Origin of the sequence: Photobacterium sp. TLY01 (assembly GCF_021432065.1) — a bacterium.
Taxonomy (GTDB): Bacteria; Pseudomonadota; Gammaproteobacteria; order Enterobacterales; family Vibrionaceae; genus Photobacterium; species Photobacterium halotolerans_A.
The window spans coordinates 266514-288521 of the sequence record NZ_CP090365.1 but is presented as its reverse complement, the minus strand read 5'-3'; the positions used below and the strand labels follow the sequence as shown (position 1 = coordinate 288521).

Here is a 22008-nt window from a genome sequence, read left to right as displayed (position 1 = left end):
CCTCCCTGAGGGTTTGTGTTACCGGCTCATCACTGCTGCCAGGATTTGAGCAGTTCAGCGTATTGAATGGTCACACCTTGGGGCTTCTCGTTAGCCAGTTTGGCTTTCGGTGCCCCGGGCTGGGCCAGCCAGTAGGCGGCATCTCTGGGCTTGTTGAGTTTAGGCCCACATTCACCCTGCACATTGGCGCGTTCCAGACGTTCCAGCACGCGATCTTGTGCCGTTGCCAGCCCGTCCAGTGCCTGCTGCGGGGTTTTCTCGCCATTCGCCGCTTCGGCTATGTACTGCCACCAGAGCTGAGCCAGCTTCGGATAGTCAGGCACATTGGTGCCGGTAGGCGTCCACTGAACACGCGCCGGGCTGCGGTAGAACTCGACCAGGCCGCCCAGCTTCGGCGCCGCTTCTGTCATGATGTCTGTGTTGATATCTGACTCACGAATCGGGGTCAGGCCGACCAGGGTTTTCTTCAGCGAGACGGTTTTGGCGACGGTGAACTGCGCATACAGCCAGGCGGCCTTACGGCGCTCGGGGTCGGTGGCTTTCATCAGCGTCCATGAACCGGCATCCTGATAGCCTAACTTCATGCCTTCTTCCCAGTAGGGGCCTTTAGGCGAGGGCGCCATACGCCATTTCGGTGTGCCGTCCGGATTCACCACTTCCAGCCCGGGTTTGGTCATATCGGCCGTGAAAGCGGTGTACCAGAAAATTTGCTGCGCGATATTGCCTTGTGCGGGAACGGGACCGGCTTCAGAGAAGGTCATGCCCTGGGCTTCAGCGGGCGCATACTTGTTCAGCCATTCGACATACTTGGTGGTGGCATAGACAGCCGCCGGGCCATTGGTGGCACCGCCCCGCTCAACGCTGGAGCCAACCGGGCGGCAGCCTTCGACCCGGATGCCCCATTCGTCGACGGGTTTACCGTTCGGCAACCCTTTATCCCCTGCGCCCGCCATGGAGAACCAGGCATCGGTGAAACGCCAGCCAAGCGAGGGATCTTTTTTACCGTAATCCATGTGACCATAGACGCGTTTGCCGTCGATTTCTTTCACATGCACGGTAAAGAATTCAGCAATGTCTTCATAGGCAGACCAGTTAACCGGCACGCCTAAATCGTAACCGTAGATCTCTTTGAACTGTTTCTGCAGATCTTCGCGTTCAAACCAGTCGGCGCGGAACCAGTACAGGTTGGCAAATTGCTGATCGGGAAGCTGATAGACTTTGCCGTCCGGCCCTGTGGTAAAACTCAGGCCGATGAAATCGTCCAGATCCAGTGTGGGCAGGGTGACGTCTTTCCCTTCCCCTGTGATGTAATCGCTGATAGGAATGACCTTACCGTAGCGAAAGTGGGTCCCAATCAGATCGGAGTCATTGATGTAGGCGTCATAAATACTGCGGTTGGACTGCATTTCGGTTTGCAGTTTTTCCACCACATCCCCTTCCTGAATCAAATCATGGGTGACCTTGATGCCGGTGATTTCCTCAAAGGCTTTGGCAAGCACTTTTGATTCGTACTCGTGGGTGGTGATGGTTTCCGACACCACCTTGATCTCCATGCCGCGGAAGGGTTTGGCGGCCTCGGTAAACCAGGCCAGTTCTTTCATCTGATCGTCTTTGCTGAGAGAGGATTGAGCAAATTCATCATCAATCCATTTCTTCGCGGCATCGCTGTACTGATCAGCGAAGGCTGCCGGCGACAGCAAGAGTGCGATGATCAACCCCAATGTAGTCGGTTTAGGTACAAAGCGTGTGCGGTTCATGCGTGAACTCCTTAGTTTTGTATTATCCCCAACGCAGCAAAATGGCCAGCCAAAACACAGATAACGCAAACGGTATCCAGATCGACAGGTCAGTAATGCCAAGGAAGAGCAGGTGGATATAGGCACTGCTGAGCAGGCCGATAAACAGTCGATCTCCCCGGGTTGTGCTGATCGGCAAAAAGCCTTTGCGTTCAACACAAGGTTTGAGGATTTCGAAGACGGTCATCGTCAGCAAGATGCCGGCGATAGTGATAAAGAAGAGTGCGCTGGGTAGGGTCCAGGCCATCCAGTTCATGGGAATCTCCTTTGCGGTCTCATGCTAAACACGCCCCAGGGCAAAGCCTTTGGCGACATGGTTGCGAACAAACCAGATCACCAGCAATCCCGGAATGATGGTCAGCACGCCAGCAGCGGCCAGCACGCCCCAGTCAATGCCGGAGGCACTGACAGTCCGGGTCATGGTGGCAACGATCGGTTTGGCATTGACAGAGGTCAGCGTGCGGGCAAGCAGCAGTTCGACCCAGCTGAACATGAAACAGAAGAAGGCGGTGACGCCAATCCCCGAGCGGATCATCGGCAGAAAAATACGGATGAAAAAGCGCGGAAAGCTGTAGCCGTCAATGTAAGCCGTTTCATCAATTTCTTTCGGCACGCCCGACATGAAGCCCTCCAGAATCCACACCGCCAGCGGCACGTTGAACAGACAGTGCGCCAGTGCAACGGCAATGTGGGTGTCGAACAGTCCGACCGACGAATAAAGCTGGAAAAAGGGCAGCAGGAAGACCGCAGGCGGCGCCATCCGGTTGGTGAGCAGCCAGAAGAACATGTGCTTGTCGCCAATGAAGCGGTAGCGCGAAAAGGCATAGGCAGCCGGCAGGGCGACCAGCAAAGAGATCACGGTATTCATTGAGACGTAAGTGAGCGAATTGATATAGCCGCTGTACCAGGAGGGATCGGTAAATATCACTTTGTAATTGGCCAGGGTAAATTCCGTCGGCCAGAAGGTCAGTCCGCCAAGGATCTCTTCATTGGTTTTGAATGACATCATCAGCAGCCAGTAAATTGGCAGCAGCAAGAAGAGTATGTACAGCAGCAAAATGAACGTTTTCCGCTTATGCATGATTATTTCTCCTTATCCATCACTGTCATTGAGGTGTAGAACAACCAGCACACCAGCAGGATGATCAGGAAGTAGATAATGGAGAACGCCGCGGCAGGGCCGATATCAAACTGTCCTACTGCCATTTTGGTCAGGGTTTGTGACAGAAAAGTGGTCGAGTTGCCCGGGCCACCGCCGGTCAGGACAAACGGCTCGGTGTAAATCATGAAGCTGTCCATAAAGCGCAGCAGCACGCCGATCAGCAGCACGTTTTTCAGTTTGGGCAATTGAATGTAGCGAAACACCGCCCAGTTGGAGGCCCGGTCTATTTTTGCCGCCTGATAGTAGACATCGGGAATGGCGCGTAAACCGGAATAGCACAGCAGCGCGACCAGTGAAGTCCAGTGCCAGACGTCCATCACCAGCACTGTGACCCAGGCGTCGACCGGGTTGGATGCATAGTTATAATCAACCCCAATGCTGCTCAGAAACCAGCCGAGCAAGCCGATGTCGGCCCGGCCGAAAATTTGCCAGATGGTGCCCACCACGTTCCAGGGGATCAGCAGCGGAATCGCGAGCACGATCAGCACCAGTGATGCTTTGATCCCTTTGCTTGGCATCGTCAGTGCGACGAGAATGCCGAGTGGAATTTCGATCAGCAGCACGCAGGCCGAATAGATAAACTGGCGCAGCAGCGAATCATGCAGACGCGAATCGTTGAGCGTTTCTTTATACCATTCACTGCCCACGAAATAGGCGGTGTTCTGATCGAAGATGTCCTGGATGGAGTAATTCACCACTGTCATCAAAGGAATGATGGCAGAAAAAGCCACCAGCAGAAAAACCGGTAATACCAGCCACCATGCTTTGTTATTCACGGTTTTATGCTGCATTGTCGCTGCCTCCCTGACGGTCGTCATCGCCGTTTTCACTGTCTTCGCCGACCAGATACTCATCGATGTACAGCTTCAGCCAGCGGCTGGGAAAATTGATCCAGCCATGGCGGGCAGGCACGGGGGAACCTTCGGCAAGCCGGATTTTGATCGGCGTATCATCCAGCATCACGGTGACGATTTTGTAGGTGCCCAGATCTTCGGTATGGGTGACAGTGACGGCGAAACTGGCCTCTTTTTGTGTGTCCCGTAAATGAACGAACTCAGGGCGTATTCCGACTTTGATGTTCTCTGACTGGGTGTGAGACAGGGCGTGCTGCTGGCTGGCGCTCAGCGCAATCGGTAATCCTTTGAAAGTAACGTCTGCTGAACCTGCGGTTCTTTGTACCGGCAGTAAATTCATGCCAGGACTGCCGATAAAGTAGCCGACAAAGGTATGGTTAGGCTGCTCGAACAATTCGCGTGGCGTGCCGAACTGGACAATGGCACCGTCGTACATCACGGCAATTTTGTCGGCAAAGGTGGCCGCTTCCAGCTGGTCGTGGGTGACATAGACCATAGTGATATTGAACTGTTCATGGATTTGCTTGAGCTTGCGCCTCAGTTTCCATTTCAGGTGCGGGTCTATCACGGTCAGCGGTTCGTCGAACAAAATGGCCGAGACATCATCACGAACCAGCCCTCGTCCCATCGAGACTTTCTGTTTTTCATCGGCATTGAGGTTACGGGCTTTTTTGTCGAGTACAGGCGTCAGCTCCAGAATATCGGCGATTTCCTGTACTTTGCTGCGGATTTTCGCTGCCGGTGTCTTCATGTTGCGCAGCGGAAAGGCCAGATTATCGAACACCGTCATGGTGTCGTAAATGACGGGAAACTGGAAAACCTGAGCGATATTGCGTTCCTGCGGTTCCAGCCCGTTCACCGTCTGGCCATTAAACTTTACCGCGCCTTCCGAGGGGGTCAGCAGGCCGGAAATAATATTCAGCATGGTGCTTTTTCCGCAGCCGGACGGGCCAAGTAATGCAAAGGCACCGCCGTCCTCCCAGACGTGGTTCATACGGCGTATGGCGTAATCTGCATCGCTGGCAGGATGTGCCGTGTAACTGTGCGCTAATGATTCCAGACGAATTTCTGCCATTATTGTTGCTCCCAGCCTGAACGGGCCGCTTGGATCAGTTGCCGCTCCTTTGAAAACACATAAAGCTTATGGGTGGGCACATAAATATTGATACGGCTGTCAACCGCGTATTCATGCACGCCGGGAAGGTGCAGCACCATAGACAACTCCCGGTTAGACACATGCAGAAAGGTTTCACTGCCGCTGATTTCGGCCAGTTCGACATCCACCGCCAGCTCAAGATCGTCATCGTTGTTTGGCACTAAAGTCAGGTGATTCGGCCGGATGCCGAAGACGTAGTGATCGGGTGGCAGATCGCTTAAGTCATCGTTCAGGGCAAAATGGACGTGTTCGGAAAACGACACATTGTTCGCACTGATTTGTCCTTTGATCAGATTGATCGGCGGTTCGCCGAACAGCTCTGCGCAGGTCACACTGGCCGGATTGTGATAAACCACAGGGGTCTGTCCCGACTGAATGATCTCCCCTTCATGCATGAGCACCACATTGCCACCCAGTGCGAGGGCTTCATTGGGCTCAGTGGTGGCGTAAACCGCGATGGTATTGCGGGAGGCAAACAGCTCCCTCATTTCCTGCCTTAACTCTTCACGTAACTTGTAATCGAGATTGACCAGAGGTTCGTCGAACAAAATGATGTCGGCATCTTTGACCAGCGCACGGGCCATGGCTGTGCGCTGCTGCTGACCGCCGGATAATTCAAGCGGGTAGCGTTTGAGAAAATCTTCAATATGCAGCATTTGGGCGGTCTGCATCACACGCGCATCAATCTGTGCTTTTGGCAGTTTTTCCAGTTGCAGCGGCGAGGCGATGTTTTCGTATACCGTGAGATTGGGGTAGTTAATGAATTGCTGGTACACCATGGAGATATTTCGTTCACGGACGGGAATGCCAGTCACATCCCGGCCATTGAAAGAGATGTTTCCGGACGTGGGTTTATCCAAACCCGCAATCAGGCGCATCAGGGAGGTTTTTCCGGCCAGCGTGCGGCCCAGTAATACATTAAAAGAGCCAGGTTCAAGCACCAGGCTGGCGGCTTTTATCCAATCGAGCCCGTCTACCGTGCGGGTGATCTTATCCAAAATGAGCGACATGGCTGTTCTGGCTCCCTGTGCGTTACTCACCAGCACTACGCTAAAAATATGCCACATTTTTTTAACATCTTTGAATTCTGACTATCCTTATGATTCACAGTCTTTTTTGTCTTTATTGTTTTGTTTGTCATTCGTGAAAAACAGGTTGGAACTGTTGATTGTTAATATAGTGTGAACAATAGTTAACGTTCAGGAATAGGTGAATGGGCTGGCTGCGGCCAGATAGCAATCAATGCGGAAATCAAAGGTCGACATGGACAACAGACTGCAAAGCGATGATCGCCTTGTCTGCGAATCCTGGCAGCGTTGCCGGGATTACGGATTGGAAAGTCACCAGACACCTGCACTTCATTTTCCTGATCCCTCGCATTGGCAGCAGAAGCGGCAACTGGCAGAAGTGATGGTCTCGGTCACCCGCGAGAAGGTATTACCCGGTTTTCAGAGCATGCTCGCCAACAGCAGCAGTTTAGTCATTCTCACGGATCATCAGGGGTATTTGCTGGAGCGATGGGGCAATCCGCCTTTCATACAGCAAATGGCACCGGCATTATTTGAACCCGGGGCCTGCTGGCAGGAAAAAAAGATAGGCACCAATGCGATAGGCACAGCTTTACACACGCAGCAGATCACCGACATCCGCCGTGATGAACACTTCCTGCTGCAAAACCGGTTTATGAACGCCTCGGCTTCGCCCATTGTGGATCCCCATCGTCAGACAGTGGGGGTGCTTAACATATCCAGCGATGCTTACCTGCCAACGACTCAGGTACACGGCATGGTGAAAGTCATGGCTCAGGCGATTGAAAATCAGCTGATTCTTGCCGCTTACGGTCAGCATTTCTGGCAGTTTGTCTTCAATACCAGCCCGGATAATCTGGACAGCCAATGGGCCGGACTGCTGGTGTTTGATTTTCAGGGACAAATTGTCTCGGCCAACCGCCGGGCTGATTTGTTGCTGGGTAAGCCATTGGCTGGCATCACCATCGACATGGTAGCCGGCATGTCACTGCAGACGCTGATGGCAACGCAGCAGGACGCTACGCTGACATTCAGCGGATTGACGTCTTTTCCCTTGTTTGCCCGGATAAACGCCCCGGCTGAACCGTCTGCTACTGTACCGTCTGGGGTAGCTTTTCCCCGTAATGCCACCCAGGAAGCACCACAGTGTGAGTCCTCACTGACGGATCTGGATACGGGTGATAAGCAGATGGCAAAGGCCGTTCACCAGGCGATACGTGTACTCAACCGTGACATTCCCTTATTGATACACGGCGAAACCGGCGTGGGAAAAGAGCGGTTTGTGCGCGCGTTTCATGCTGCTTCGCATCGGGCTGCGTTTGAGATGGTGGCGGTGAACTGCGCTGCCATTCCTTCCGAGTTGGTAGAATCCGAATTGTTTGGCTACGTCAAGGGTGCCTTTACCGGCGCCAATCCCAAAGGCAGCATGGGACTGATCCGCTGTGCCGATAAAGGCACGCTGTTTCTCGATGAAATCGGTGATATGCCACTGGCCACTCAGGCCAGGCTGCTACGCGTGCTGCAGGAAAAGCGGGTCACGCCTTTAGGGAGTAGTGACAGCTATCCGGTGGATTTTCAGCTGGTCTGTGCCACGCATCAGTCGCTGCGTGATGAGATCAAAACCAGGCAATTCAGAGAAGATTTATATTACCGGATCAATGGACTGACTGTGGCTCTGCCTGCCCTTCGCGACAGACAGGATATGGCCCAGGTGGTACTGTCAGTGGTCGGTGAAGTGAGTGAAGGCGGTCGTTCTGTCACTATCAGTGATGAGGTCATGCAGTTGTTCAATTCGCACCACTGGCCCGGCAATATTCGTCAGCTGCATAATGTACTGCGGGTGGCCACTGTGCTGGCGGAGGGCAAAGTGATAGAACCTCAGCATCTTCCGGATGATTTTTTCTGGGATCTTAAAGGCATTACCCGAGATGCGGAAATCCTCGAATCCGATCTGCTGGAAGATGACTGGCAGGTTGCTTTGCCAAAAGTCTACAAAGCGCTGGGACGCAATGTGAGCAAAACCGCTGAAGCAATGAACGTGAGCCGCAATACGGTTTATAAACGCTTGAAGCAATTGGGCTTGTGGCATGATGGGTGAGTTACTTTATGGTCCGCCTGATGCTTGTCATGACGGAGCTTTATTCATCCGCTGCGTCAGCCATCTCCGGTAAAATTCAACAAAGGTTCTGACTTTCGCCGGAATAAAAGCGCCCGGCGGGAATACGGCGTAAATCCCGCCTCTGGGTAATTGCCAGTCGGTGAACAAGGGCACTAATTCCGGATCGTTTTCGCCAAAATGGGTCGCAATCACCGACAATCCCGCGTTACTTTTGATCAGGCTGCGCATGGTACTGGTGTTGTCGACCCGAACATGACTTTGCATCTGAACCTGAACCTGTTCGTCTGCCCGGGTGAACGTCCAGGTCAGCGCGCTTGGCAGGGGCGAAAATTCAATCCAGCGATGATGCTTCAGTTCGCTCGGATGCTGTGGTCTGCCCATTTCCTGCATATATCCGGCAGAAGCCATCACACGCTGCTCAAACTCGCCCAGTTTCTGCGCCCGAAGGCTGGAATCTTTCAGCCATCCCATCCGAATGGCTAAATCAATCCCGTCACGCACCATGTCCGACACCTTATCGCCGCCCCGCAACTCAACCGTGAGCTTTGGATGTCGTTTTGAAAAAGCGGCCACAGCGGGAGCCAGCATCAGTGCCATATGATCCACAGGCGCCGTGATCCGCAGGGTGCCAGACAGAGCTTGCGCACTGGTACTGGCTTCGCTGAGTGTTTCGTCCAGCTTTGTCAGCAATGGCTGGCAGGCCAGATAAAGCTGTTGTCCTGCTTCCGTCAGGGTGACCTGTCGTGTGGTCCGGTTAAACAGCGCAGAACCCAGATGAGCTTCAAGCGCTTTGATATTCAGGCTGATTTTGGTTTTCGTACAGCCCAGCTTCTCGGCCGCAGCCGTAAATGATCCTGCCTCAACGGTGGCAATGAATAAGGGCAGGGTATTGAGATCAAGTGCGTGGCTCATCTTGCTGACTGTTATGGAATCAATAACAGTGAATTATCCAACGGCGTATTTTTCAAATCAATCTTTCATCGCACAATGTGTCCATCAACGAAAACAATTGAGGACAACATCATGAAGATTGCAATCATTGGCGCAAGTGGTTTTATTGGTTCAGCCCTGCGTGAAGAAGCACTGAGCCGTGGTCATCAGGTGACCGCACTGGTCAGTCGTCCAGAGCGTCTGGCAACACAACCCGGCCTGACGATTCTAAAAGCCGATGTGCAGGATACCCAGGCACTGACGGCGCAACTGGCCGGTTACGATGCCGTACTGAGCGCATTTTCCGGACACGCACAAACGGATGTCGCCGGTTACTTTGCTCAGGGTTTCGACAGCATTCTGGCGGCAGCACAAGCTGCAAAGGCCAATCGCCTGATGGTTGTGGGTGGCGCGGGCTCTCTGGAAGTTGCACCCGGTGTACAACTGATTGATACGCCAGAGTTTCCGGCAGAATACAAAGCCACGGCAGAAGGGGCAAGATACGCACTGAATGCCCTGCGTGCCCAGCAAGGCGTGAACTGGACCATGCTGTCTCCGGCGGCCATGATTGCACCGGGCGAGCGGACCGGCCAGTATCAGCTGGGCACAGATCAGTTGCTCACGGACGCGGCAGGTAACAGTCAGATTTCAGTTGAAGACTACGCAAAAGCCATGGTTGATGAGCTGGAATCTCCGGCCTTCATCAACCGCCGCTTCACCCTGGCTTATGCCTGATCCCGCCGTCCCTGCCTTTGGATGGAAAAACGCAGCTTCGGCTGCGTTTTTTGATCTTGGTCGCTCACGGTTAATGTTTTCCTCCTATATTTCATTTACATGAGAAAAAACTGGCTGGTACTTGCTGCCAATTTTCAGACAAGGAATCGACATGCAAAAAGAGCAGGACAGAATTGGTTTTGCGGTGCTGGGAGTGTGTATTTTACTCGGGCTGGCGCTGTTGGGATATCTGCTTGGTCATGCTGCGCTGAGCTATAAGCAGCTTGATCGCAGTGTGACGGTGAAAGGTTTATCGGAAAGAGAATATCCGGCCGATATTGTGATCTGGCCGATTCAGTACAATGTCGCGAGTAATGATCTCACCGAACTGTATCAGATGCTGGATGGCCAGACATCGCAGATCCGATCTTACCTGAGGGGCAATGGCATCGGTGTTGATGAGATTTCTGTCTCCACTCCTGCGATCACGGATAAATCCGCCCAGCAATATGGCAGCGATGTGCAGGCGCAGTATCGTTATACCGCGATGCAGACCGTCACTGTGTACTCCACCCATATTGATACAGTACGTAATGTCATGGGTTCACTCTCTGAACTGGGTAAGCAAGGGATTGTTTTTACCGGTGATGCCTATCAAACCCAGACTGAATATCTCTTCACCCGTTTGAACGCCATTAAACCTGAGATGATCGAAGAAGCTACCCGAAACGCCCGCGAAGTGGCGCAGAAATTTGCCTCGGACTCTGACAGCACACTAGGCAAAATCCGTAAAGCGTCGCAGGGACAGTTTTCAATCAGTGCGCGCGATAAAAATAATCCGCATATTAAGAAAGTCAGAGTGGTGTCGACGGTTGAGTACTATCTCTCTGATTAGGTGGTGGCACGCAATACAATACGACGCAGCCGTGTGTTTCTGCTTAGCCTGATTTTGGGATAAGCGTCATTAGTACACCCACGCACTTCTCTGCCGCATCCAGATCTTTCCCGACAAATGCCGACACAATGGCGCCTTCTTTCAAGAGGCAAATGGTATCCAGCAAGATGTCGTCCGGTGCGTGAAGGTGTTGCTGAATCAGCGCCCGGACTTTGCATTTGTGTTCGCGGCAATAGTCGGTAATCGCGGTGTTTTCTTCACTGAATTCAGCCGATGCGTTGATAAAAAAACAGCCGCGAAAAGGGCTTAATGCCGGCACCCGTCCATGGAACCAATCGCTCAAGCCCTTGAACAGAAAGGTGATCACTTCTTCATCATTGCTTGCCGGCGCTAATTGCTGTGCCAGCCACGTCATAAAAATTTCGTCGCGTGCTGCCAGTGCCGCGAGTATGAGGTCGTCTTTACTGCTGAAATAACTGTAGAGCGTTTTCTTTGCGACCCCAGAGACTTTCAGCACTTCGTTAATCCCCACTGCATGAATGCCATGACGGTAAAAAAGGCTGAGTGCGGTATCTGTCAGCAGCTGTTTTTTATCTGTTTTCAATGACCTTGTCGTACTCATGCATCCTCCTGTACTGAAAAGCATCTTGACATCAGTAGACTGACTTGTCTACTCTGCTTTTTCAGAGTAGACAGATCGGTCTACCTTTTATCGGAGAAGGAGTAAAAAATGAATCAATACGGGATTGCGTTGATATCCGGGCTGGGTGCGGCGGTGGCTATCGGATTATTGTCGCTGGCAGAGAACCTGACGTCGGCCGGATTGTGGCTGATGGCCCCTTTTGGGGCGACGGCGGTGTTGGTCTTCGGGGTGCCGGACAGCCCGTTAGCACAGCCCAGGAATGTAATCGCCGGCCACTTGTTAACAGCATTAATTGGGGTGTTTTTTGTCAGCTTTATCGGCGTCACGCCATTCACGCTGGCACTGGCTTCAGGTCTGGCGGTTTCTGTCATGTTGCTGACCAAAACGACTCATCCGCCAGCGGGTGCGAATCCGCTTCTGATCATGCTGACCGGGCAGAGCTGGTCGTTTCTGATCACGCCGGTATTGATTGGCGCAGTGGTGATGGTGCTGGTTGGTCAACTGGTCAATAAAGGACTCTGGCGCTGGAGAGGGACAGCCGGATCGCGCTGAAATGTCACTTTTCTGGTGAAAAAATGTCTCTTTTTACGCTATGAAACTGATTCAATGGTTAATAGCATTGACGCAACTTATTTATCATTCGATTGATAACCACACCCACAGGAAATTGTTGTGTCTGAATCTCTTTCTTACGTGCTGATTAATAGTGTTGAATTGTTCTCGGACTACCAGCAGTCGCTGATTGAACTGCTGAAACTCAGCCAGGCTGACGATGCTATTTTAGGTTTTGACGCCAGCTTTGATGAACAGAAAGCAAGCCGGTATTTATCGTCACTGGAAAGAGATATCGCCAGTCAGGTGTTGCAGATCCTGATTGGAGTGCAAAACGACACAGTGGTGGTTTGCTGCTTCTTTAAAAAAAGCCATCAGCAAACCACCAGACATATATGTGATTTACAAAAGGGGATGATTCATCCCCATTGCCGCAGCCAGGGCATATTGGAACAGACACTGGCAGCGATCGCACAATCTTGCATGGCACAAGGCGTTGAACTGCTCACGCTGGATGTGCGGGGCGGCTCGAAGGCTCATCGAATCTGGAATAAATGTGGTTTTGAAACTTATGGAATCCTGAATGATTACAGTCGCTATCAGGGACAGTCATTCGACGGGCATTTCATGAAACAACGAACCGCTGATCTCTGGAACCGTTTTAAAACATTCTACAAACAAGGAAGTCAAACGATGTCAGTTGGCGCTGAACTTATTCATAAAAAAGATTTTCGCGAATTAATGCGTGAGACATTAGAAAATCACCTGACCTTAGGTCATCCCCTGTTTAAATATCTGCTGGATGAAAATAACCCGAATCCCGATTTATTAAAGTTCACCACGTTGCAGGGGTATCAGCTCACGAAACATTTCCTGACCTATATTGAGCATCTGTTCTTTCACTGCCCTTTGCCAAAACATAAGCGGGCGCTGTTGCACAATATGTATGAAGAAGAAACCGGCCGGTTATCGAATACCAAAAATCATGTTGAGCTGATGCAGGATTTTATCAAGGCACTGGGCATTTCAGACACTGAGCGTGACGCAGCGATTGCTTTACCTCAAACGCAGGCGCTGATTGATTATCGCCTGATTGCCTGTAAAAACCCGGATTTGTACCACATCGGTGCAGCGGCCGTCATGGTCGCCAGTGAGGGGCAGAACCTGGAAAGTGTGGGAGATGAAGCCCGCCATAATATTCTGGGTAAAGTGTATGACCTGAAAGAAGCCGATTTGCTGTTCTTCTCGGTTCACCAGGAAGAAGATGTCGGCCATGTCCAGCAAGGTCTGGCGCTGTTGGCAGATCTCTGCGATACCCCGAAAAAGCAACAGGAAGCGATTGAGGCAATCAATACCACCTGCGAGCTGTTCTATGGGATGTATCAAGGGGTCTATGAACACTTTGGTTACGACAAGAAAGATCAACAGGTGAAAGCGGAGTCGCTTCAGGAGGCCTGATGGATATATCCCGTAATAAACAGATCATCGCCATCACCGTCGGCGTGCTGGTGACCTTCTGGGCGTCATCGATCAAAGGCAGCTATCAGGTTTATTTTCTCGATTTAGCCAGCATGTGCGGCTTGGGGCGGGGTATCTTCTCGCTCACCAGCGCATTGTTTGGCTTGTCGATTGGTATTCTGTCTCCTGTGGTTGGCTGGATATGCGACCGCATTGGCCCGGCGCTGACCATTTTGTCTGGCGCTGTGGTTGCGGTGTTTGTCTATCTGCTGATGGCAGTAGCATTCAACTTCTGGCTGTTTCTGGTGCTGTTCGGCGTGCTGGCGGCCTATGCATTAACGGCAATGACTTTTGTGCCGTTGGCCCTTTTGGTCGACCGGATCTTCGACAGCCAGAACAAAGGGATGGCGTACGCTGCCATCACCAACGGGACCGCGATTGGCTTTATGGTGCTGTCGCCATTCTGGGTGTGGCTGAATACCTTTGTGATCTGGCAGGACATCAGTCTGATCATCTTCGGTGTGTTTGCCGTGGTGATCCTGCCTGCCTGTATCTGGTTGTGCCGCGTTTTTCCGCGCCGGGAATTTGTCTCTGAGACTGCAGCCGAGAGCCATGAAGATGATCTGAAATGGCATCAACATCTGAGAAAGCCGCTGTTTTTGCTGCTGGCGCTGTCATTTGGCGGTTGCGGTGCCTCAATGGCTTATGTCGATGTGCATTTGGTTCCTATGTTGCAGGAACGTTTTACCGGGGGAGAAGGGGAGGCCACCATCGTTGCCTCATCATTGAGCGTGCTGGGTGCCGCAGAACTGATTGGCGCGTTTTTGGTGGGTTACTTACTGCGCTTTTCGGCACCGGCTTTAATGCTGGCTCTGTTGTATGCGGTGCGTGGTGCCTCGATGCTGATTGTGCTCTCAGCAGACAGTTTGTTGCTGTGCATGATTTTTGCCGTGCTGTTTGGCCTGACTTATATGGGCACCGTCATCGTCACGTCACTGATGTGCCTCAAAGCTTACGGCGAGAAAGTAAAAGGCAAGATTTTTGGCTGCCTGTTTACCGTTCACCAGGTCTTCGTCTTCGGTACGGTATGGCTGGGGGGACTGTCCTATGATGCGACGCAAAGTTACTCCTTTATCACACTCGCGGTGACCGGTTTGTGCTTTGTCTCTGTCGCCATGGGGCTGGTTTTCTATTTCTCTGATGCCTTTAAAGAGAAGCCGCAATCGCAGATTGTTACGCCCTCTTAATCGCCGACTCAATGATGAAAGGAATCAAAAGCATGGAGCAATCAACACGGGCTATACACATGGGTTTTCCTGCACTGGATGACTCCCATGCCGCTGCCATTGCCATGACATCGGCCTATGACTTTACCTCGGCGCAGGAAGCCAGTGACAGATTCAACGGGGTCACAGAAGGCAATATTTACAGCCGCTTTACCAACCCATCGGTCGAACATTTTGAACGCAAACTGGCCTCGCTGGAAAACGCTGAAGCGGCGGTGGCCTTTGCCTCAGGCATGGCCGCTTACCTGGCACTGGCCATGACGTTCTTGAAGCAGGGCGACCATGTTGTGCTGGCCAGCGGCATCTTCGGTACCACAACGCATCTTTTCCGTCAGTATTTTGGCCAGTTCGGCATCACGGCGACTTGTGTGGATTTGGATGACCAGCATGCTTGGCAAGCTGCTATGTGTGACCGCACCCGCATGATACTGGTTGAGTCACCCACCAACCCACTGCTGAAAGTGGCTGACTTAAGCTGGCTGTCCGGGCTGGCAAAACGAAATCATGCCCTGTTAGTGGTGGATAACACTTTGCTGTCGCCAGTCAATCAGCGGCCGTTAAATCACGGGGCTGATCTGGTGTTGCACTCAACCGGTAAGTTTATGGACGGGCAGGGCAGAACGGTTGGCGGTGTCATTGCCGGACGTAAAGACGTGATCCAGCCCTTGAAAAACTATCTGCGCAGCTCAGGAACTTGCATGAATGCCTTTACGGCTTGGGTCCTGAGTCACGGTCTGGACACGCTGACAGCCAGAATGGCCATGCATGAACAGAATGCCAGAAAAGTAGAAGCCTGGTTGCGTCAGCAGTCTTGTGTGAAGCAGGTCTTTTCCACCTTCAGTCCTGTACATCCGCAGGCTGAAGTGATCGCTAAGCAGCAAACTGGCCACAGCCCGGTGATTAGTTTTATCGTGGAAGGGGGTCAGGCAGCGGCCTGGCGCTGTATTGACGCACTGAATCTGGTGGCCCGTTGTACCAATATTGGTGACACTAAATCCATGGTGACGCACCCGGCCTCAACGACTCACTGCCGGTATTCTCAGGAAGAGAAGTTGCAGTATGGTATTTCAGACGGCCTGGTCAGACTGTGTGTCGGGCTGGAAGCCAGTCAGGACATCATTCAGGATTTGGGGCAGGCGTTGGCTGCCTCTCAGGTTAAACACTCACTCAGGGAAGTTGTATCGCTGTCATGAAGAAAACATTCCGAAACGCCGCGCTTTTGGCTGTTTCTGTACTGGTCACAAGTACAGTCAATGCGGCGCAGAGCCATACGGCAAATGCTTTGTCTAAACACAATTATGTCGCTTTCCAGTCCGGAAAAACGACTGATCATCCGGTGACTGTGGCTGCACGGTTCACCAAGCCTGCTGGCATAGAGACACCGCTGCCAGCGGTCATCATCGTGCATGGTTCTGGGGGGGTGGATGAGCGCGGTGAGCTCTACAGCCAGGTGCTGAACAGACAGGGTTTCGCCACATTGGAAATCGACATGTGGGCCGCGCGCGGGCTGGATGGCGGTTTGTCTCGTCCCAAGCATGTCAAAGAGACCTTACCTGACGTGTATGCAGCGATTGATTATCTGAAATCCCGACAGGATATCAATGCCAGCGAACTGGGCCTGATTGGCTTCTCCTGGGGCGGTGTGGTGGCCATGCTGATGGCGGGTGAACAGGAAACTGGCACACTGAAAGCGCTGGTAGCCAATTATCCCGTGTGCTGGGCCTATAACAAGGTGCCGGGTTATCCGTTTACCGGCATTGCTGCAGACCGCCACCTGATGATTTTGTCGGGTGAAGACGACAAATATGATGGCCCGGATGATTGCAAGACGTTAGTCAGCCAGCTGCCACCGTCTAACCAGTCCTTGGTGAAACTGGTGACACTGCCCGGTGCAACGCATGCTTTTGAGTTACCCAGAGCCGAAAGTCTTTTCTTCGACCCGTATGCTTTTCAGGGCAAGGGGGGAAATGTCCCCATCCGCTATAACCCTGAAGCCACCAAACATGCTCTCAAACTGGCGTCTCAGTTTTTTGTTACCCGGTTGAGCGATTGAACAGGTATCTCCCTGTACTTTCGGCCGCCGCATCCACTTTAGCGGCGGATTCTTTTGGCAGGGTTTTATACTTTTTCTTCCAGGCGGCCCGCAATGAGCTGGCCTGGGGGAAACCGGACTTAAACGCTGCGACTTCAATGGTGTCACCATTTTCAATGTAGCTCTTCGCTTCTTCCAATCTCAGCTCGACCAGAAACTCTCTTATCGTCAGGCCGGTGGCATTTTTAAATTCCCGCTGCATATGGCGGGAAGAGACCCGAAAAGCGTCTGCGATATCAGTCAGCGCCAGTTTTTCATGCAGCCTGGCCTGCAGATAATCCTGAATGGAATGCACCAGCGGTGAAATATGGCTGCGGTAGCTGAGTTGTTTGGAGATCTGCGGATCGTTTGCCATACGACGCCGGTAAACCACCAACTCCCGTGCCACTTCCATGGCAAACCGGCTGCCGCTGATCTCCTCGATGAGCTGAAGGGCCAGATCAATACCGGCTGTCACACCTGCGGTGGTGTAGACCTGACCATCCTGCACAAAAATTCGTTCCGGTAACACGTCTGCAGCAGGGAAGTGCTGCGACAGCGCCTGTGTGAGTTTGTGATGCGTGGTCGACTGACGGTTATCCAGCCAGCCCGATAACCCCAGTAAAAAAGCCCCGGTGCAAATGCCGAGAATCCGGGTATCAGCTTTCGGGGTGCGCCTGAGCCATTCAATGCATCGCTCACTGGCCTGATTGCGGTATATCCCTTCATGGTATTTCGAGGCGCATACAACCACGATGGCATTCTCTGGCAAGACAGACGGCAAAGGCTGTATGCCGCCAAGCGTGAGCCCCTGATGACTGCTCAGGGTGCATTGATCACTGATGAAATGCAGATTCAGATCCATGCCATAGCTGATGGCTTCATGAAAAGCCTGACAGGGGCCAGCCAGATCGAGTAAATGTACGTCAGGGGTCAGCAGGAAAAAGATATCTATCGGCGTTGTATTCGGGTTGGCATGTTTCATTGCCATTCAGTCCATTGAGCGTCAGTTCAGGGAACAATGTACCACCCAGCCAGACAGAGTGACCAGTGCAATTGAAGGAGTATGGCGGCGTATTATTTTAAGTGATTGATTTTATTTATGTCATTGTTGAAATCTGGCACTGGGATACGCCGCTGAACGGTTGTCGTGATTCAGGCTCCTGTACCGATGCAGAGAGTGGCGAAACTGTATTACGATTTCAGTTCTTGCCGATAATGACTGATCTGTCTGAATCTAAGGGTCGTGTGTCCGATTAGAGATATGTATTTCTGAGCTGACCTGAGACAATGAAGACATACGTACAGCGTATTTTTCTGTAATCTCAGCGAAGGCAACGCATGATCTACTTATTTCCCTTATTGACAGTTTCAATTTGGGCAGGGAATGCCATTGTTAACAAACTTTCCTACAGCGTAATCGATCCGGGAGCGATCGCCTTTTACCGCTGGTTTTTTGCCATGCTGGCATTGACCCCTTTTGTGATTACTTCTGTGATTCGTCAGTGGTCAGTCATTCAACCGTATCTGTCAAAGCTGGCATTGCTGGCGTTTCTGGGCATGGTGCTGAACCAGTCGTTGGGGTATTTTGCCGCGCCGACCACCACAGCGACCAATATGGCCCTGATTATGTCGCTGGTCCCATTGATGAGTATGTTTCTGAGTGTACCGCTCCTGAAACAAAAGCTGTCACCGCTGGCCATGGTGGGCGCTGTACTGTCGCTTGGCGGGCTGGTATTAATGCTGAGCCACGGCGAACCGTCTCAGTTGCTGTCTCAGGGCATGAGTCAAGGGGATGCTTTACTCCTGCTGGCAGCTTTTGTGTATGCACTGTACTGCGTGCTGATCAAACGCTGGGACATGCCGCTGAGTAACTGGCAATCTGTGTATGTTCAGGGCATGTTTGCCGTCCTGTTTCTTTTACCTATGCTCTTCATCAGCCAGCGGACCGGCATTACCGGTGAGTCGCTGCCGCTGATCCTGTTTGCTGCGATTCCGGCCTCGGTCATTGCCCCCTGGTGCTGGATGAAAGCCATTAAGATGCTGGGTGCAGATAAAACGGCCATGTTCATGAATCTGATGCCTGTGATTACAGCTATCATCGCCAGTGTTCTGCTGAACGAACAGCTGGAAGCGGTGCACTTGATCGGCGGTGGTATGGTGCTTTGCGGCGTGGCGGTTGCCCAGCTGAGACTGAAAGCCCGTCGAAGCAAGCTGGTCACGGCATAACGGCGAATCAGCCAAATGAGTAGTAAGAAAAGCGGCGGAAACGCTGCTTTTTTATGATTGCCATTTGGGGAATATGTATGCAGCGATTTAGATTTGGCGCAGCAAAGCGTGATTGCGATGTGTCATTATCCGGTGAATAAAAGAAAGGCAGTGCGGACGATACAATTGCGCACTGCCTTCTATTTTAGCTGACGTGTTTCTTGATCACTTCCACAGTCAGGACACCAATGGCGCCAGAGTTCATGGAGCCGCCTGTCACAGACACAACATAATTGCGGTTCTGGCCAGTTTGAGACCAGCTGTTTGACTTACTGCCCCAGGGACAATCCCAAACCAGAGTCACGACTTTTGTTGAACCGTCGAACAGATCAAACGAACCTTGGGTACCGGAAGCTGAATCAGAGCGACCACAGGAGCTTACGATATTAAAACCTTCCTGCCCAATTTCGACGACTTGCCCATTCACTTCTTCAGGCGACAGTTCATCATCTTTATTGTCATACTTATAAAATTTACCCCAGCTATGTTCCGCATTTTTCACTTGCAGGTTGCAGTTATCTGCGATGACGGTATAGCTGACCCATTGTGCGTAAGCCATGTAAGCTCCTTAAAATGCAATTAAGTTTAAGAATCCTAGAATTATCGCTGACAACTTATAACCACGAACTGGCGATTGCTCTAAGAGAGTCAGCATAAAAATAGTGCATGGGTATCCGAAAACAACAGCATGTTTCCAATGTGTGAGTAGAGGATTAAAGCTGCAGTAATTCATCATGTTGTGATTTACATATCGGCTTAGAACCTGGTTTCTGCACGAACATTCCTGCTTTGAATAAGGCGATGAACTTTCCGAATTTGATGAAACGCGTCGATTTCCATCAAGGTATGAGGGGCTACATATTGATGTTTTACCGACCCGGGCAGCGACAAAGAACTCAAAAGCATTTCTGGGCACTCTTTGGGCGAGCAAAGAGTGTCTGGCGCGCGTAGTACAGAGCTGAGAGAAGCACTGAACTCAAGCGCGACATACCTCTACCCTTTACTTATTGCCGCACTTCATCGAAGACAACCCATCTGCCACACAGGCATTTTTTGCCAGATGAATCAATCATTCCCGATTTATTCTTGTTAAGTGAATTATCAGCCACTAGTATTCAATCGCTACCAAGGATGAGAGTACCAATGCGCCCCGGGAATCCACTGCACAGAATGATGATTGTTGCCAGCTTTTTGAGCTGGCTGTTGATCATTGCGATGCCTGTGGTCAATGTCCATCATCAGCCTGCGGGCACCTGGGCCAGCCTGTGTACACTGGGCGGTTTCAAACTCGTCAAACTGGCCGATGGTCAAGATCAGCTCAAGCATGATACCCAGGGGCACTGTCCTATCGGTGTTTTCAGCCTGGCGCATATTGATGAGAGATGGCTGGGGCTGGGTGAACGAGGGATCGAACAACCCGTCAGCGCCTATCAGTTTATGCCTCGCCAGTGGCATTATTTTCTTTCACCTTCCAGAGCACCGCCAGTGGTCTGACCGGGATCGATCTGCCTGATCCCCGGTTTACGTATTTCCCAAACATTTCTCTATGCTGGTTGTTTCTGCTTTACAGACAGAAACAGTGTAATTGTGCGTATTTTTTCGCACTGGAAGGAAACTCAATGACACATAATCACGAGACTCTGGCGCAGCAGGATAAGCTGCCATCACAACAACGTAACGGCTACATGACGGCCTGGCGCTGGCATTTTTATGCTGGGTTGTATGTGGTGCCTTTTTTGATCATGCTGGCGGTGACTGGCCTGATGATGCTCTATGCGGGAACGATCGATAACCTCCGTTTTAAAGACCTGCTTTTTGTCGAACCGGCTGCTCAAAGCCTGCCTGTCACTCAGCAGCTCAATGCCGTTCAGCAAGCCTATCCCCAGGCCACGATTCATCAATATCTAACCCCAAAACAGCCTGAGGATGCTGCTCGTTTTGCGGTGGTGACAGCCGATGGACAAGGCTTGTTCGTCACCGTGAATCCCTACACTGCTGAAGTGCTGGGCTCGCTAGATCGCGATAACAACCTGTACACCTTGGCCAATGAAATTCATGGCACCTTGCTGATTGGCGATCTGGGGGATCGTCTGATTGAGCTGGCGGCCAGTTTTGCCGTGATCCTCATTGTGAGTGGTGCTTACATGTGGTGGCCGCGAGACAACGCGAGCAGAGCCGGTGCATTGCGCATTCGTCTGGCCAGCGGCAAGCGTACGTTCTGGCGCGATCTGCACGCAAACCTTGGCGTGATAACATCTCTGTTTTTGCTGCTTTTCCTGCTGTCGGGTCTGTCGTGGTCGGGAATTTGGGGCAGCAAGATGGTGCAGGCATGGAACAGCTTTCCTGCGGGAGTATTTGGGGATGTGCCGCTCTCGGATGCCAAGCATGCTGAGATGAACCACGGCGAGCTGGAAGAAGTGCCGTGGAACCTGGAGCAAACGCCAATGCCGATGTCAGGTTCTCATGCCGGCCATCACGGTATTGCGGGTCAGGTGAATCTGGAGTCGGTTGTTTCGTTTGCCAGGCAGCAGGGCTTTACGTCATTTCGTGTCAATCTGCCGAAAGGTGAGCTGGGCGCATACAGCGTGCTGCAAAGCACCATGAGTAGCGATATTAACGATGCGACGCAGGACCGTACCCTGCACATCGACCAGTACACAGGCAAGATTCTGGCTGACATCAGGTACGATCAATACTCTCCGATGGCAAAAGTCATGGCGTGGGGCATTGCACTGCACGAGGGCGACTTTGGCTGGTGGAACAAAGCCGCAAACACTGTGCTCTGCCTGGCATTCATTGTGATCAGCCTGAGCGGTATCGTGATGTGGTGGTTGCGCCGGCCGAAAGGCAAGCGTGTGCTTTCTGCCCCGCCAGCACCGAAAAATATGACACTGTGGAAAGGCGCAATGGTTGTGATTGCCATTCTGGGCGTGTGCTTCCCGCTGGCCGGAATCACGATTTTCATTGTGCTGCTCGCCGACCGTTTGATCTTCAGCCGGGTCCCGACACTCGCACGATTCTTTGGGTGATTTTTATTTCCCTCCCCCTTGAAAAGGGGGGAGGAATTGTCCGAGTG

General features: G+C 52.0%; 21 protein-coding genes. 11 read left to right on the top strand and 10 right to left on the bottom strand.

What is annotated here, in order from left to right; genetic code table 11:
• Positions 1-29 precede the first annotated feature (29 nt).
• From LN341_RS16910 to LN341_RS16885, 6 genes are read right to left on the bottom strand one after another with little or no spacing between them, the layout of a single operon-like run.
• Positions 30-1757, bottom strand: coding sequence for an ABC transporter substrate-binding protein (locus tag LN341_RS16910; protein ID WP_234206186.1), 1728 nt, complete (start codon positions 1755-1757; stop codon positions 30-32).
• Between the two features lie 22 nt (positions 1758-1779).
• Positions 1780-2052, bottom strand: coding sequence for a DUF2160 domain-containing protein (locus tag LN341_RS16905; RefSeq protein WP_046221672.1), 273 nt, complete (start codon positions 2050-2052; stop codon positions 1780-1782).
• Positions 2053-2076: 24 nt separating this feature from the next.
• Positions 2077-2877: a carbohydrate ABC transporter permease gene (locus tag LN341_RS16900; RefSeq protein WP_046221671.1), complete on the bottom strand. Its 801-nt coding sequence runs from the start codon at positions 2875-2877 to the stop codon at positions 2077-2079.
• 2 nt (positions 2878-2879) lie between these two features.
• The gene (locus LN341_RS16895; protein ID WP_234206185.1) at positions 2880-3749 is read right to left on the bottom strand and encodes a carbohydrate ABC transporter permease; all 870 of its coding nucleotides are present in this window, start codon (positions 3747-3749) and stop codon (positions 2880-2882) included.
• Complete coding sequence (locus LN341_RS16890) at positions 3739-4887, bottom strand: ABC transporter ATP-binding protein (protein ID WP_234206183.1); 1149 nt, start codon at positions 4885-4887, stop codon at positions 3739-3741. The genes LN341_RS16895 and LN341_RS16890 overlap by 11 nt, the downstream gene beginning before the upstream one ends.
• Complete coding sequence (locus LN341_RS16885) at positions 4887-5978, bottom strand: ABC transporter ATP-binding protein (protein WP_234206637.1); 1092 nt, start codon at positions 5976-5978, stop codon at positions 4887-4889. The genes LN341_RS16890 and LN341_RS16885 overlap by 1 nt, the downstream gene beginning before the upstream one ends.
• 253 nt (positions 5979-6231) lie before the next feature.
• Here LN341_RS16885 and LN341_RS16880 point away from each other — a divergent pair, with 253 nt between their 5' ends.
• Positions 6232-8094 carry a sigma-54-dependent Fis family transcriptional regulator gene (locus LN341_RS16880; RefSeq protein WP_234206181.1) on the top strand — a complete coding sequence of 621 codons (1863 nt, stop codon included), beginning with the start codon at positions 6232-6234 and terminating at the stop codon, positions 8092-8094.
• 27 nt (positions 8095-8121) lie between these two features.
• Here LN341_RS16880 and LN341_RS16875 read toward each other — a convergent pair whose 3' ends face one another.
• A complete protein-coding gene (locus LN341_RS16875; protein ID WP_234206180.1) occupies positions 8122-9027 on the bottom strand; it encodes a LysR family transcriptional regulator in 906 nt (301 codons plus the stop codon).
• A 111-nt stretch (positions 9028-9138) separates the two neighbouring features.
• On the opposite strand from LN341_RS16875, the gene LN341_RS16870 reads away from it, so the two are divergent.
• Both LN341_RS16870 and LN341_RS16865 read left to right on the top strand, forming a co-directional pair.
• Complete coding sequence (locus LN341_RS16870) at positions 9139-9780, top strand: NAD(P)-dependent oxidoreductase (protein WP_234206178.1); 642 nt, start codon at positions 9139-9141, stop codon at positions 9778-9780.
• 151 nt (positions 9781-9931) lie between these two features.
• Complete coding sequence (locus LN341_RS16865; protein ID WP_234206176.1) at positions 9932-10654, top strand: SIMPL domain-containing protein; 723 nt, start codon at positions 9932-9934, stop codon at positions 10652-10654.
• 43 nt (positions 10655-10697) lie between these two features.
• Here the strand turns inward: LN341_RS16865 and LN341_RS16860 are convergent, their stop codons facing one another.
• Complete coding sequence (locus LN341_RS16860) at positions 10698-11276, bottom strand: TetR/AcrR family transcriptional regulator (protein ID WP_234206174.1); 579 nt, start codon at positions 11274-11276, stop codon at positions 10698-10700.
• Between the two features lie 108 nt (positions 11277-11384).
• On the opposite strand from LN341_RS16860, the gene LN341_RS16855 reads away from it, so the two are divergent.
• From LN341_RS16855 to LN341_RS16835, 5 genes are all read left to right on the top strand, one after another.
• Positions 11385-11849 carry an HPP family protein gene (locus tag LN341_RS16855; protein WP_234206171.1) on the top strand — a complete coding sequence of 155 codons (465 nt, stop codon included), beginning with the start codon at positions 11385-11387 and terminating at the stop codon, positions 11847-11849.
• Positions 11850-11969: 120 nt separating this feature from the next.
• On the top strand, positions 11970-13307 hold the full coding sequence (locus tag LN341_RS16850; protein ID WP_234206168.1) for an iron-containing redox enzyme family protein: 1338 nt from the start codon (positions 11970-11972) through the stop codon (positions 13305-13307).
• Positions 13307-14554, top strand: a complete 1248-nt coding sequence (locus LN341_RS16845; RefSeq protein ID WP_046221663.1) for an MFS transporter — start codon at positions 13307-13309, stop codon at positions 14552-14554. Before LN341_RS16850 ends, LN341_RS16845 begins: the two co-directional genes overlap by 1 nt.
• Positions 14555-14586: 32 nt before the next feature.
• On the top strand, positions 14587-15786 hold the full coding sequence (locus LN341_RS16840; RefSeq protein WP_234206165.1) for a PLP-dependent aspartate aminotransferase family protein: 1200 nt from the start codon (positions 14587-14589) through the stop codon (positions 15784-15786).
• On the top strand, positions 15783-16646 hold the full coding sequence (locus LN341_RS16835; protein WP_234206162.1) for a dienelactone hydrolase family protein: 864 nt from the start codon (positions 15783-15785) through the stop codon (positions 16644-16646). The genes LN341_RS16840 and LN341_RS16835 overlap by 4 nt, the downstream gene beginning before the upstream one ends.
• Here LN341_RS16835 and LN341_RS16830 read toward each other — a convergent pair.
• Positions 16627-17655, bottom strand: coding sequence for a GlxA family transcriptional regulator (locus tag LN341_RS16830; protein WP_234206159.1), 1029 nt, complete (start codon positions 17653-17655; stop codon positions 16627-16629). The genes LN341_RS16835 and LN341_RS16830 overlap by 20 nt on opposite strands.
• 350 nt (positions 17656-18005) lie before the next feature.
• On the opposite strand from LN341_RS16830, the gene LN341_RS16825 reads away from it, so the two are divergent.
• Positions 18006-18893: a DMT family transporter gene (locus LN341_RS16825; protein ID WP_234206156.1), complete on the top strand. Its 888-nt coding sequence runs from the start codon at positions 18006-18008 to the stop codon at positions 18891-18893.
• A 184-nt stretch (positions 18894-19077) separates the two neighbouring features.
• Here LN341_RS16825 and LN341_RS16820 read toward each other — a convergent pair whose 3' ends face one another.
• Positions 19078-19491: an aegerolysin family protein gene (locus LN341_RS16820; protein ID WP_046221659.1), complete on the bottom strand. Its 414-nt coding sequence runs from the start codon at positions 19489-19491 to the stop codon at positions 19078-19080.
• Positions 19492-20075: 584 nt separating this feature from the next.
• Here LN341_RS16820 and LN341_RS16815 point away from each other — a divergent pair.
• Positions 20076-20426 (top strand): hypothetical protein, encoded by a 351-nt coding sequence (locus LN341_RS16815; protein ID WP_234206154.1) that lies wholly within the window; start codon positions 20076-20078, stop codon positions 20424-20426.
• A gap of 125 nt (positions 20427-20551) precedes the next feature.
• Positions 20552-21961 (top strand): PepSY domain-containing protein, encoded by a 1410-nt coding sequence (locus LN341_RS16810; RefSeq protein WP_234206151.1) that lies wholly within the window; start codon positions 20552-20554, stop codon positions 21959-21961.
• The last annotated feature ends 47 nt before the right edge of the window (positions 21962-22008 follow it).

Coding starts and splice junctions, on each gene's coding strand:
- LN341_RS16910 (WP_234206186.1), bottom strand. CDS start 1,757: ATGAACCGCACACGCTTTGTACCTAAACCGACTACATTGGGGTTGATC.
- LN341_RS16905 (WP_046221672.1), bottom strand. CDS start 2,052: ATGAACTGGATGGCCTGGACCCTACCCAGCGCACTCTTCTTTATCACT.
- LN341_RS16900 (WP_046221671.1), bottom strand. CDS start 2,877: ATGCATAAGCGGAAAACGTTCATTTTGCTGCTGTACATACTCTTCTTG.
- LN341_RS16895 (WP_234206185.1), bottom strand. CDS start 3,749: ATGCAGCATAAAACCGTGAATAACAAAGCATGGTGGCTGGTATTACCG.
- LN341_RS16890 (WP_234206183.1), bottom strand. CDS start 4,887: ATGGCAGAAATTCGTCTGGAATCATTAGCGCACAGTTACACGGCACAT.
- LN341_RS16885 (WP_234206637.1), bottom strand. CDS start 5,978: ATGTCGCTCATTTTGGATAAGATCACCCGCACGGTAGACGGGCTCGAT.
- LN341_RS16880 (WP_234206181.1), top strand. CDS start 6,232: ATGGACAACAGACTGCAAAGCGATGATCGCCTTGTCTGCGAATCCTGG.
- LN341_RS16875 (WP_234206180.1), bottom strand. CDS start 9,027: ATGAGCCACGCACTTGATCTCAATACCCTGCCCTTATTCATTGCCACC.
- LN341_RS16870 (WP_234206178.1), top strand. CDS start 9,139: ATGAAGATTGCAATCATTGGCGCAAGTGGTTTTATTGGTTCAGCCCTG.
- LN341_RS16865 (WP_234206176.1), top strand. CDS start 9,932: ATGCAAAAAGAGCAGGACAGAATTGGTTTTGCGGTGCTGGGAGTGTGT.
- LN341_RS16860 (WP_234206174.1), bottom strand. CDS start 11,276: ATGAGTACGACAAGGTCATTGAAAACAGATAAAAAACAGCTGCTGACA.
- LN341_RS16855 (WP_234206171.1), top strand. CDS start 11,385: ATGAATCAATACGGGATTGCGTTGATATCCGGGCTGGGTGCGGCGGTG.
- LN341_RS16845 (WP_046221663.1), top strand. CDS start 13,307: ATGGATATATCCCGTAATAAACAGATCATCGCCATCACCGTCGGCGTG.
- LN341_RS16840 (WP_234206165.1), top strand. CDS start 14,587: ATGGAGCAATCAACACGGGCTATACACATGGGTTTTCCTGCACTGGAT.
- LN341_RS16835 (WP_234206162.1), top strand. CDS start 15,783: ATGAAGAAAACATTCCGAAACGCCGCGCTTTTGGCTGTTTCTGTACTG.
- LN341_RS16830 (WP_234206159.1), bottom strand. CDS start 17,655: ATGGCAATGAAACATGCCAACCCGAATACAACGCCGATAGATATCTTT.
- LN341_RS16825 (WP_234206156.1), top strand. CDS start 18,006: ATGATCTACTTATTTCCCTTATTGACAGTTTCAATTTGGGCAGGGAAT.
- LN341_RS16820 (WP_046221659.1), bottom strand. CDS start 19,491: ATGGCTTACGCACAATGGGTCAGCTATACCGTCATCGCAGATAACTGC.
- LN341_RS16815 (WP_234206154.1), top strand. CDS start 20,076: ATGCGCCCCGGGAATCCACTGCACAGAATGATGATTGTTGCCAGCTTT.
- LN341_RS16810 (WP_234206151.1), top strand. CDS start 20,552: ATGACACATAATCACGAGACTCTGGCGCAGCAGGATAAGCTGCCATCA.